The sequence below is a fragment of the Actinomycetospora sp. NBRC 106378 genome, from assembly GCF_030269685.1.
Classification (GTDB): domain Bacteria; phylum Actinomycetota; class Actinomycetes; order Mycobacteriales; family Pseudonocardiaceae; genus Actinomycetospora.
Genome location: NZ_BSTT01000001.1, coordinates 795352 through 807398, shown reverse-complemented (window position 1 = coordinate 807398; position 12047 = coordinate 795352). Strand labels below are relative to the sequence as shown.

The 12047-nt window shown below is 73.3% G+C and carries 8 protein-coding genes; 6 read left to right on the top strand and 2 right to left on the bottom strand.

Translation table 11 applies throughout. The features are described from left to right. The first annotated feature begins 45 nt into the window (after window positions 1-45). A complete protein-coding gene (locus tag QSK00_RS04040) occupies window positions 46-1788 on the top strand; it encodes a GGDEF domain-containing protein (protein WP_285587774.1) in 1743 nt (580 codons plus the stop codon). 71 nt (window positions 1789-1859) lie between these two features. Here QSK00_RS04040 and dcd read toward each other — a convergent pair whose 3' ends face one another. Both dcd and QSK00_RS04030 read right to left on the bottom strand, forming a co-directional pair. Further along, window positions 1860-2435 (bottom strand): dCTP deaminase, encoded by a 576-nt coding sequence (gene dcd, locus QSK00_RS04035; RefSeq protein WP_285587772.1) that lies wholly within the window; start codon window positions 2433-2435, stop codon window positions 1860-1862. Between the two features lie 281 nt (window positions 2436-2716). After that, the gene (locus QSK00_RS04030) at window positions 2717-5185 is read right to left on the bottom strand and encodes a (Fe-S)-binding protein (RefSeq protein WP_285587770.1); all 2469 of its coding nucleotides are present in this window, start codon (window positions 5183-5185) and stop codon (window positions 2717-2719) included. Window positions 5186-5602: 417 nt separating this feature from the next. Between QSK00_RS04030 and QSK00_RS04025 the strand changes: the two genes are divergently transcribed. From QSK00_RS04025 to QSK00_RS04005, 5 genes are all read left to right on the top strand, one after another. Continuing rightward, window positions 5603-5881 carry a hypothetical protein gene (locus tag QSK00_RS04025; protein WP_018330533.1) on the top strand — a complete coding sequence of 93 codons (279 nt, stop codon included), beginning with the start codon at window positions 5603-5605 and terminating at the stop codon, window positions 5879-5881. A gap of 3 nt (window positions 5882-5884) precedes the next feature. Beyond that, on the top strand, window positions 5885-6577 hold the full coding sequence (locus QSK00_RS04020; RefSeq protein ID WP_285587768.1) for a hypothetical protein: 693 nt from the start codon (window positions 5885-5887) through the stop codon (window positions 6575-6577). 190 nt (window positions 6578-6767) lie between these two features. After that, the gene (locus QSK00_RS04015; protein ID WP_502872011.1) at window positions 6768-9575 is read left to right on the top strand and encodes an ATP-binding protein; all 2808 of its coding nucleotides are present in this window, start codon (window positions 6768-6770) and stop codon (window positions 9573-9575) included. Beyond that, a complete protein-coding gene (locus QSK00_RS04010) occupies window positions 9572-11413 on the top strand; it encodes a hypothetical protein (protein WP_285587764.1) in 1842 nt (613 codons plus the stop codon). The genes QSK00_RS04015 and QSK00_RS04010 overlap by 4 nt, the downstream gene beginning before the upstream one ends. Before the next feature lie 6 nt (window positions 11414-11419). Next, on the top strand, window positions 11420-12001 hold the full coding sequence (locus tag QSK00_RS04005) for a hypothetical protein (protein WP_285587762.1): 582 nt from the start codon (window positions 11420-11422) through the stop codon (window positions 11999-12001). Window positions 12002-12047: the final 46 nt, after the last annotated feature.

Below are 12047 nucleotides of genomic sequence, written 5' to 3'. Positions count from 1 at the left end.
GGGACATCGGGCCAGGAGGGTGGTGCCGTGAGACGAGCACCGAGGTTGACCACCGAGGTCCAGCGCCTCGGCGTCACGGTGTCCGTGGCCGCTCTCGTGATCGTGCTGCTCGTCGTGTTCCGCGTGCTCTACAGCGCCGCGGTGACCTCGCCGACCGAGGACCGGCTGCAGGCCGGGCTGCTCGCCGTCGAGGACTCGCACCAGGCGATGCTCTCGATGGACTCGTCGCTGCGCGGCTACCTCGCCACCGGCGACCGGTTCTTCTCCGACGAGGCCACGAAGGCCAGTCCCGACCTCGCGGCGTCCGACACGCAGATGGTCAACCTCCTCGAGGAACCCGCGCTGCGGCAGAGCGTCCTGCAACTCCTCCTCGCCCAGCAGCGCTGGCGCACGGAGTGGGCCGACCGCGCCCGGCAGATCCCGCCGCCCGGCGGGGTCGAGGCCTTCCTCCTGCAGGGCAAGGCGATCTTCGACAACTACCAGGGCCGCAAGGACGACACCCGCGCCGCGACGCTGGCGGCGATCGAGGACAACCAGCGGATGTCCTCGATCATGCAGTGGTCGGTGGGTCTGCTGCTGGTCCTCGTCGGGCTCGGCACCCTGGTCGTCGCACTGCGTGGCCGCCGCCGGCTCGAGCGCCACGTGGTCGCCCCCGTCGACGGCCTCCTCGCCTCGGTCCGGGGGATCTCCGAAGGACGTCTCCACCCACCGGAGCCGGTCGCCGGGTCCGCCGAGCTGGTCGCCCTGCGTGACGGGCTCGCGGACATGACCGTCGCCCTGCGCCACCAGCGCGAGGAGTCGATGGCGCAGGCCGAGCGCCTGCAGGCCCAGACCGACCGCCTGCGCACCATCCTGATCATGACCCGCGAGATCGCGGGCTCGCTCAACACCCGCTACGTCGTCGACTCGACGGTGCAGGCCGCGGTCGCCGTGACCGAGGGCCGGGTCCTGCTCTGGCTGCTCGACGAGGAGGGCTCGGGCCTGGAGTTGGCCTACGACTCCGAGCGCGGTGCGATCCCGCCCCTCGAGCGGCAGTGCAGCCTCGGCGTCGGCGTGGTCGGCCGTTCCGCGCGCTACGGGCAGATCTCGCGCGGCGATCCCGACACCGACGACGAGGCCGCCGTCGCCGTGCCCCTGGTCGTCGGCGCCCGGGTGATCGGCGTCCTCGAGTGCTTCGACGGCAGCGAGGGCGAGGTGGACGGCCAGTCGCTGTCGGCGGTCGAGATGCTCGCGACCCTCGCCGGCTCGGCCATCGAGGCCAGCCGCCTGCACGCCGCCACCGAGCGGCTGTCGCAGTTCGACCCGCTCACCCAGCTCGCCAACCGCCGCCGGCTCGGCGCGGACCTCGACACGGCCGTCGCCAACGCCAAGCGCCACGGCCAGGCCATGTCGGTGATCATGCTGGACCTCGACCACTTCAAGGAGCTGAACGACCGCTACGGCCACCAGCAGGGCGACGTCGTCCTCCAGGAGGTCGCGAGCACGCTGCGGGCGTCCATGCGTGACGGTGAGACGGCCTACCGCTACGGCGGCGAGGAGTTCGCCATCCTCATCACGCACGGCGACACCGAGGACGCCGCGGCCCTCGCGGAGCGTCTCCGGGAACGCGTCGAGGCGGACTTCAAGCGCGGCGGCCGCCAGCTGGTCACGGCCTCGTTCGGCATCGCGACGCTGCCCGACCACGCGGGCGACGGCGAGGGCCTGGTCTCCGAGGCCGACCGCGCGCTGTACTCGGCGAAGAATTCCGGGCGCAACCGCGTGCACCGGGCGGGACAGCTCGTCGGCTGAGCCCGCGAGGGTCACGTACGGCAGGCTGCGGGTCCGGTCGACCTGCCTGATGTGCACCTCGCGGCGGCCGCCTAGGACAGGCCCTTGCGGAAGTTCACGTAGGACCGCGACGGCGTCGGGCCCCGTTGGTCCTGGTAGCGCGAGCCGTACACCGGCGACCCGTACGGGTGCTCCGAGGGCGACGACAGGCGGAACAGGCAGAGCTGCCCGACCTTCATCCCCGGCCACAGCCGGATCGGCAGGTTCGCGACGTTCGACAGCTCTAGCGTCACGTGCCCGGAGAACCCGGGGTCGATGAACCCGGCGGTCGAGTGGGTCAGCAGGCCCAGGCGGCCGAGGCTCGACTTGCCCTCCAGGCGGCCCGCGACGTCGTCCGGGAGCGAGATGACCTCGTAGGTCGAGCCCAGGACGAACTCGCCCGGGTGCAGCACGAACGCCTCGTCGTCCGCCGGCTCGACCATGCGCGTCAGGTCGTCCTGCTGCAACGCCGGGTCGATGTGGGTGTAGGCGTGGTTGTTGAACGTCCGGAAGTGCCGGTCCAGACGCAGATCCACGCTCGAGGGCTGCAGCAGCGTCTCGTCGAACGGCTCGAGCGAGACCCGCCCCGCGGCGATCTCGGCCCGGATGTCGCGGTCGGAGAGCAGCACCGCTGCACTCTATCGGCGCAACGCGACACGCCGAGCGACTGCACCCGTCGTCGTGAAGGCCGGAGATCCCGACGAGCCGCGCGAAGCGGTCGCTCAGCGATCACTTCGCGCGGCCCGTCGAGATCTTGACCCGCAGCCCGATCCGTACGAACGGGCCGTTCTCACGAAAGACCATGGAACGGCCCGCTCGTCCGGCCACGACAGCGACCCCCGGAACGAACGAAGGGGCCCTCCGGTCGATCTACTCGACCGGAGGGCCCCTTCGCTCAACCGTGGCGGAGCTACTCCGCCGGGTTCTGCACGTTCGCCGAGGTGGCGGTGGTGGCCGGGTCGGACTCGCCCGGCTGGTCGCCGTCGGCCGGCTGACCACGCTTCACCGCGGCCAGCAGCATCTGCGAGACGTCCATGACCTCGGTGCCGACCGCCTTCGCCTCGCTCTGGCGCTCGGTGAGGCCGTCGGTGAGCATCACGCGGCAGAACGGGCAGCCGGAGGCGATCACGTCGGGCTCGACGGAGATGGCCTCGTCGACGCGCTCCATGTTGATGCGCTTGCCGATGTTCTCCTCCATCCACATGCGCGCACCACCGGCACCACAGCACAGCGCCCGGTCGGCGTGGCGCGGCATCTCCTTGAGCACCGCGCCCGCGGCCTCCACCAGCTCACGCGGCGGGGTGTAGACCTCGTTGTGCCGACCCAGGTAGCAGGGGTCGTGGTAGGTCACCGTCTTCGGGCCGTGCCCGTTGGACGACCCGTTGGTGTGGCCGTTGGAGGAGACGACCTCGGAGGCCGGCGCCGCCTGGTCGGTCGGGTGGCCGTTCGTCGAGTGCCCGTCGGCCTTGACCAGGCCGCGCTCGGTGCCGTCGGCCTGCGGACCCTTGTACTGGAGGTTGGTCGACGGGTTGATGTCGAGCTTGGCCTGCGGGACCGGCGAGGACTCCGGCGCGACCGGGATCAGCTTCTTCTCCCGCACCAGCTGGTTGAGCAGCTGGGTGTGGTGGACGACCTCGTAGTGGCCGTCGAGCTGGGGGTACTCGCGCCCGAGCGTGTTCATGCAGTGCGGGCAGGTGGTGACGATCTTGCGCGTCCCCGGCTCGCGACCCTCGAAGACCGAGTCGAGCATCTCCTTGGTCTGCATGGCCATCATCTGGAAGAGGAACTCGTTGCCCGAGCGCCGCGCCGGGTCGCCGGTGCAGCTCTCCTCCTTGCCCAGGACCGTGTAGTTCACGCCCGCGATGTGCAGCAGCTCGGCCGTGGCGCGGACGGTCTTCTTCGCGTTGTCGTCGAACGCACCGGCGCACCCGATGAAGAAGAGGTACTCGGTCTCGGGGGACAGCTCGCCGTCGAACTCGGGCACCTCGAAGGGGAGGTCCTTCGCCCAGTCCATGCGGCTGGAGTTGTTCTGGCCCCAGGGGTTGCCCTTGTTCTCCAGGTTGCGGAAGAGCACGCCGAGCTCACCCGGGAACTCGGACTCGATCATCACCTGGTTGCGGCGCATGTCGACGATGTGGTCGACGTGCTCGATGTCCACCGGGCACTGCTCGACGCAGGCGCCGCAGGTGGTGCAGGACCAGAGGACCTCGGGGTCGATGACGCCGAGCTGCTGGGCGGTGCCGACCAGCGGGCGCGCGGCCTGGATGTCGTCGGTCCCGGTGTGGCGCTCGTAGCCCGACTCCGGCACGCCGTGGCCGCCGTGCTCGTTCTTCGCGAGGCCCGCGTCCCAGTCGATGCCCCCGCCGTCGGGCATGTCCTTGCCGCCGATCATGTACGGCGCCTTCGCGAGCATGTGGTCGCGCAGGTCCATGATCAGCAGCTTCGGCGAGAGCGGCTTGCCGGTGTTCCACGCGGGGCACTGCGACTGGCAGCGACCGCACTCGGTGCACGTCTCGAAGTCGAGCATGCCCTTCCACGTGAAGTCCTCGATCTTGCCGCGACCGAACGAGGCCTCCTCGGGCGGGTCCTCGAAGTCGATCGGCTTGCCGTCGTACTCGATCGGCTGCAGCGGACCGAGGGCCTTCGGCAGGCGCTTCGCCGCGACGTTGATCGGCGCGATGAAGATGTGGAGGTGCTTGGAGTAGAGCACCTGCACGAGGAACACGAGCGCGACGCCGATGTGCAGCAGCAGGAAGACGGTCTCGAGGACGAACAGCGTCGTCGGGGAGAGCCCGGTGAAGAGCTGGCCGACGGCGATCGAGACCCAGGCGCCCGACTCGTAGGGCAGGTTGCCGGCGGCCGACGAGGTCCCGCGGAAGGCGAACAGCGTCCAGACCACGTTGAAGATCAGGAACAGCACGATCCAGGCGCCGGAGGTGTGCGATCCGTAGAAGCGGGAGGACCGCTCCTTGCGCTCCGGATCCTGCTGCAGGCGCATGATGCCGAAGGTGATGATCGAGAGCAGGACCATCACGGCGATGAAGTCCTGGATGAAGCCCAGGATCGGCGAGCGCCCGATCAGCGGGATGTGGAAGTCCTCGACGAACAGCGCCCCGTAGGCCTCGATGTAGACCGTCAGCAGGATGACGAAGCCCCACATCGTGAACAGGTGCGCCACGCCCGGGATCGACCAGCGCAGCAGCTTCCGCTGCCCGGCGACCTCCACGATCTGGGCGCGCACCCGGGCGCCGAGGCCCTCGGAGCGCTTGGCGTCGGGCTGCCCGGACGTGATGAGGCGGTAGAGCCACCACGCCCGTCGGGCGGCGATGACCCCCACGGCCAGGGTCAGGGCGAGACCCAGGATCAATCGGACGAGCACTGTTCGACCTCCCCGCGGACCGCTGCGTCTCACGGCACGGTCCGTCCACGTTCAGGCGGGCCTGGTGCGCGTTGCTGTGGTGGTCGCGCCGTCGGCCCGGATCAGGGGGACTGTAACGGCTGCTCCCGACACTCGTCCCCGCGAGCCGGGTGACTTACTACTCACCGGTAACCGGACGCTCGCGACATCACCCGCCGCGACACGCGCAGCGACCCGTGAGGGCGACGTCCGACGCTCGGACGCGCGGACACGCCACGATGGCCTACGGCGTCCGTGGGCGACGGCGACACCCACGGCGCAGTGTGGTCGGCGCTGCCCACCACCGGGGGTACCGACCCGCTCGCCCGCCGTGTTTACTCGACCGGTCGAGACCGGCCGACCCCGAACCAGCACGACCACCGTCCGGGAGGACCACGCATGACCCTCACGACCCTGGGTGCGCACCTCCTCGACACCCAGATCACGGCGCAGGGTCTGGGCACGAACGGGCTGCAGGGCTGGATCCGCGACAACATCGTCCCCCTGCTCCTGCTGGGGATCGCGGTGATCATGTTGTGGATCGGCGGCCGCGGCGACAACGCCGGCGTGGCCCGTCGGGGCGTGGGCCTGCTCGTGGGTCTGGTGGCCCTCGGGATCGCGGTCTCCGGCAACGGTCCGGCGGTCGGGCAGTTCCTGGCCCAGCTGATCACGGGGTAACGGGTGCAGATTCGCACCGACGACGACGTGTACCGGGTCGACGCCGTCTGGCTCGGCCCCCCGCGGGCCACCTTCCCCTGGCGCGCCCGCTACTCGAGCTACGGCGTCGGCCTGATCGTCATGATCGTCGTGATGTTCGTGCAGCGGCGCCTCGGCATCCAGATCGGCTTCTTCTCCGTGGCCTGGGCGCTGCTGATCACCGTCGTCGTGGTCCGGTTCGTCAGCAAGCGCATCAACGAGGACCGGCCGCTGCTCGAATGGCTGACGTTGTTCTGGCACGAGGTGCGCGGCCCGCGCCGCCGGACCCGGGGTGCCGGCAGCACGGTCGGCGTCGGGCACGTCGCGATCGAGGGTGCCCGACCGCGCGCGGCGCTGCCGCCGGGGCGCACGGACCCGCACGCGGCCATGGCGGTGCGCGACGACGACCCGGCCACCCGCCCGGCCCGCGGATCCGCCCGGCCGCGCCGGCGCCCGCGCCGCTCCTGGACCACGCGCGGTGGCCCCGTGCCGCGGCGTCGCGGCACCCCCGCCGGTACGGCGTCGACCGAGGGCGACGCGGGCGGCGTCGTGCGGGTCAGCGCGCGGCGGGCGGACCGGCCGCGCCGCGACCCGTCGTCGGGCACGCCGCGGCGCTACGGTCCGACGGCGACCGACAGGGAGTACGAGGAGGGCGACGGTGCGCCGGGGAGGTCCTGACGGCGGGTGGGGGCGGCGCTCGCCGTGGCCCGAGGCCCGCGAGACCCCTCCTGCGGGCGACGCCGACGACGGGTGGGGAGCGTTCCCGGCCGGCTACGCCGCGGGCGAGGTCGTCCCGGTCGAGCGCGAGGACACGCGGCCGCTCGACCCCGACCGCATCGAGACGAGCGACCGACCGGAGAAGCCCGAGCTGCGCCGACCGAGGCCGAAGCAGAAGGCGCGCCGCGGGCGTGCTCTCGCGGGCGCCTCGGCCGCGCCCGGGTACCGGTCCGCCATCGCGCTGCGGTCCATCGACGGCAACATCGCCCGCACCGCCACGACGGTCACCGCCTGGTACCGCCTCGCCGCCCAGCCGTGGAGCTTCCGCTCGGACCCGCAGCGGGAGTCGTTGATCCGCCGGATCGCCACGCAGCTGGGCGAGCTGCAGGGCCGGTGGGTGCACGTGCGCGTGACCAGTCGCCCGTTCCCGGTGGCCCGGTGGGCCGAGGCGTTCGACCGGAACTCGCCGGGTCGGCTGCCCGACGTCCCCGGGGAGCTGTCCTGGGAGGACTTCGTCACCGGCGAGCAGCAGCACCTCATGGGCCTGTCGATGGCCGACAAGGAGGTGTTCCTCGGCGTCGAGGTCTCCGGGCGGTCGGTGGTGGACCGCTGGCTGGAGTCGGCCGCGCCGGTGCTGCACCGGGTGCTGCCGGGCGCGGCGAACGCCGAGCTCACGGCGCTGGAGACCGAGATCGCCCACGTGGACGCCCTCGTCGGCGGGCCCGGGCTCGACGGGGTGCCGTGCACCGCGGAGGACATGGCCTGGCTGATGCACCGCTCGTGCGCGCTCGGGCTCCCCGCGCCGCAGCACGTGAACGCCGAGGCCGGGGTGGCCTGGGAGGCCGAGGACCTCGCGGCGTTCACCGACGGCGTCGCGATGCACCAGGAGCCCTACGCGCCGACCGTGCAGGTCGAGGGGCGGCAGGGGCTGCACCCGGTGTCCCGGCACGTCGCCGTGCTCTCGGTGGGCCTGATGGACTCGCTGCGGATCCCCGAGGCCGACGACCCCTGGATGCAGCGCAGTGACCGGCTCCCGTTCCCCGTGGAGTGGTCCGCGCGCATCTACGTCCGCCGCCCGGAGGAGGTCTCGGGCGAGCTGCAGCGCCAGATGGGCAAGGTGCGCAGCCAGATCCGCCACTACACCCACGACCACGACCTCGACCCGCCGATGTCGCTCGAACGGCAGGCCGACCGGGTCCTGCAGATCGAGGACGAGCTCTCCGGCGGCCTGACGCAGCTCAACACCCGGGTCTACGGCTGGTGGCGGGTCGCCGTCGCGGGCCGGGACGAGGCCGAGGCGCTCACCCGCGCCCAGCAGCTGCTCGACCTCTACCGCCCGCGGGTCGCCCTCGAGCACCCCGAGGCGCAGTACGCCTACGCCCGCGAGTTCATCCCCGGCGAGCCGCTCGCCTCCACGGCCTACCGGCGCCGGGGCTCGGTGACCTGGGTGGCCGCGGGGGTCCCGGCGGCCTCGGCGAGCGTCGGGGACCGGCGCGGCGTGCTGCTCGGGGAGACCTGCACCGCGACCCGTCGTCCCGTCGCGTGGGACCCGTGGATGGCGCAGGAGGTCCGGCGGGCCTCGGGCCTCACCGCCGTGGTGGGCGGGCTGGGCTCCGGGAAGTCGTTCCTGACGGGGCTCATGGTCTACAAGACGCTGCGGGCCGGGGCGCGATGGACCGTGCTCGACCCATCGGGCCCGTTGGCGGCGCTGACCCGGGTCCCCGAGCTCGCGCCCTTCTCCCGGCACATCCACCTGCTCGGGGCCGACCCCGGCATCCTCAACCCGTACCGCGTCGTCGCGGAGCCGCGCCGCGAGCACTTCCTCGACGAGGACGACCCGGAGAAGGCCTGGCGTCGGGAACGGTCGCTGGCGGCGGCGACCCGTCGCCGGCTGGTGCTCGACGTGCTGACCGGCCTGCTGCCCTACGACGTGGCGCGGATGCCGCACACCCGGATCGTGCTGCTGCGCGCGGTCCGCGAGGTCGGTGGCGGGCAGCACCGGGACCCGGGCCAGGTCATCGCCACCCTGCGCCGGCACGCGCGGGAGGGCGAGGAGCACGCCGACGTCGTCGCGGACTTCCTCGAGGAGCGCCGCGAGCTGCCGCAGGCCGCGCTGCTGTTCCCCGAGCGCACCCACGACCCGCAGGACCCCCGCGGACCGGACGAGAGCGCGGTCGGCGACCCGGGCGTGCTCGACGAGGACTACCGCCTCACCGTCCTGACGATGCAGGGGATGTCGCTGCCGCGGCCGGGCAGCCCGCGCGAGGAGTGGACCGACGGCGAGTCGCTCGCCGTGGAGCTGCTCAACCTCGCGTCCTGGCTGACGCAGCGGACCGTCTACACCGCCGACCGCGACCTGCGGAAGGGCGTCGCGCTCGACGAGACCCACTTCCTGTCGCAGATCCCGACCGGCAAGGTCCTCATCGACCGGCTCGCCCGCGACTCGCGGAAGTTCAACGTCCGGGCGCTGTTCGCCTCCCAGCTCGCGGGCGACCTGCTGCGGGTGCCGGGGTTCGCGTCGCTGGTCGACGCCGTGTTCGTCGGCCGCACCGACGACGCCGAGGCCCAGGCGGAGGCGCTGCGGCTCCTCCGGGTGCCGACCGACGTCGGGTACGAGGAGATGCTCGGGACGCTCTCGCCGCGCCCCACCGCCGCCCAGAACGACGACCGCCCGGACGACACCCCGCGCCAGTTCGTCTTCTCCGACGGCCACGGCGGGGTCGAGAAGATCCGGGTCGACCTGGAGGGCGAGCACCTCGGGCACCTGCGCGCCGCCCTCGACACGAACCCGGACGCGCAGCGCGCCCACCTCCCACCCGCGGCCCCGGTCGAGTCCGCCCCCCGGGCCCGCCTGCCGGTCGACGACGGGCCGCGCCCGGCGCCGCCGGAGCCGGTCGATCCGCAGGTCGAGGACGGCGTGCCCGCCGCCCGGTCGTCCGCGTGGGGCGGCGACGGGTGAGCGGTGCCGTCCTCGTCCTCGGCATCATCGCGGCCGCCCTGGTCATCGGCTGGCGCCGGGCGCGCGTGCCGGGTCGGGACCCCGTCCCGACGCCGGGTCGTCCCCGGCGGCGGCTGCGCGCGGTCCTCGTGGTGGCCGCACTCGTCGCAGGGCTCGCGGCCGTCGGCGGCACCGCGTCGGCGCAGGCGTTCGACTGCAAGGCGCCGCCCGACCCGGACCGGCCGGGCACCGGGCTGGTCGGGTCGCTCGACCCCGCGCCGATCGGGGTCGGCGTGCCCGGGTCGGTCTACGACGAGGTCGGCTACGCCGGGCAGGTCTGGTGGACCTACGACCTCGGCTGCGGTCCCGGCGGGGCCCGCGACCCCGCGGCGGCCACCGACACGTGGCTCGGCAACCAGGTCTTCAACGTCGCGAAGCTCGTCGTCGGCGGCGTGAACTGGGCGCACTACCTCATCGCCCGGGGCTCGAGCCTGCTCACGCCGCTCGACCAGGTCATCCAGACCGGCACGCGCGCGATGTACGAGGCGGTCTTCACGACGTGGGTCGGGGTCGCGCTGGCGGCGCTCGCCGCGATCCTGCTCGTGCTCGCGATGCGCGGCGAGCTGTCCCAGCAGGCCCGACGGGGCTTCGTCGCGGTGCTCGCCCTGGGCCTCGCGGCCGGGGCGTACGCGGCGCCGATCCAGTGGTCGCGAGCCCTCGACGGGGTGCTCCTCGACGGGGTCACGGCGATGCAGCAGGGGTTCCTGCGCCAGGTGGGCGTCGGCGACCAGAACACGCTGCCGACCGTGCTCTCCGACCAGATCGTCTACTCGAACTGGCTGCGGGGCGAGTTCGGGTCGGCCGACGTCCCGCAGGCCCGCGACCTCGGGCGGCCGCTGTTGAACGCGCAGACCTTCTCGAAGGTGGAGGTCGCCACCGGGCAGGACGGGCAGGCCCAGGCGGACGCGAAGAAGGCGCAGTTCACCGACATCGCGAACCGGGTGGGCGATCGCTACTCCTACTTCCAGGGGCGCTCCGGCTCCCGGGTCGGGGCCGGGGTCCTGGCGCTGGTGCAGGCCGCGTGCATCGGGCTGTTCCAGCTCATGAGCAAGGTCCTGATCCTCGTCTCGATGCTCATGATCCGGCTCCTGGTCATGGTGGCGCCCGCGCTGGCGGTGGTCGCGCTGCTGCGCCCGGAGGTGCTGCCGGCGATGCTGCGCGTGGGCGGGGCCGCGCTGGTCAACACGCTGCTGGTCGGGGCGCTGGCGGGGCTGCACTCGCTGCTGGTCATCTCGCTCTTCCGCCCCGGGTCCGGGGTCGACACGTGGCTCGCGCTGCTGGTCACGGGCGTGGTCACCGTCATCCTCTGGGCGGTCTCGCGGCCCTTCCGGCGGCTGACGTCGATGGTGTCGCTGACCCGTGAGCAGGTCGGCGGGTTCCTCCCGGCGAGCGGGACCGGTGCCGTCGGGCGGGCCCTCGGGCGCCTCGGCGGCACCGACCGCCGGGAGAACTCGTGGTGGGGAGAGCGGGCCGAGCGGCACTCGCAGGGCATGCGGGTGCGCCCGGAGGAGAGCGACGCGGTCACCGAGCGGGCCGCCCGGACCCGCACGGTGCACGTCGAGTCGGAGGTCGTCCGACGGGATCCGCCGTCCGGAACACCCCGTCGGGAGATCGACGCCGCCCGGCCGGCGCTGCCCGCGGCGGCGCCGCGCGTGGTCGAGGTCGACGGGGCCCCCGCGCAGCGCATCTACCGGCCGTCGACCCGCCGCCCCGCCGGCGACGGCGGCACCGGCCCCGTCGTCGAGGGCCGGGTCCTGGAGAGTCGCGTGACGCCCGAGCCCCGGGGCGATCGGGGGTAGCGCGCCGTGCCGATCCGCACCCGTCGCGGGCGCTCCGGCGCCTACCGCGCGCTCTGGGAGTGGCCCCTGCACAGCCCCGCCCGGCTGGCGCTGGTCGTCGCCGTCCTCGCGCTCGTCGTCATCGGTCTCACGACCGTCTCGGGCTGGCTGGCTCCGCGCCCGGCGGGGTCCGGCGCCGCGTTGGGTCCGGTCCCCGAGGCGCCCACGGTGACGGTCGCGCCACCCGCCGCGACCCCACCGCCGGAGCTGACGCCGACCACCCTGCCGCTCTCCGCCGCGCCGCCGGCCGCGCTCGGCGTCGCCCAGCGCTGGGCGACCGCCTGGGCGGACCACCCGGCCGGGACGACCGGCGCGCAGTGGAGCGAGCGGCTGCGGCCCTACACCACCGACGAGTACCTCCCGACGCTCGCCGACGTCGACCCCGCCAACGTGCCCGGGACGCGGGTGACCGGACCACCGCGGGCGGTGGAGGTCCGGCCGGACTCGGTGCGGGTGCAGGTGCCCACCGACGCGGTGACCCTGCAGCTGCTGCTGGTGCAGACCGGGCCGGGCGACTGGCGCGTGGCCGGCTACGACCGGGCGGGCTGAGATGACGCTGCTCCGGCCGCCCCAGCAGGGCGGCCCGCCCCGGATC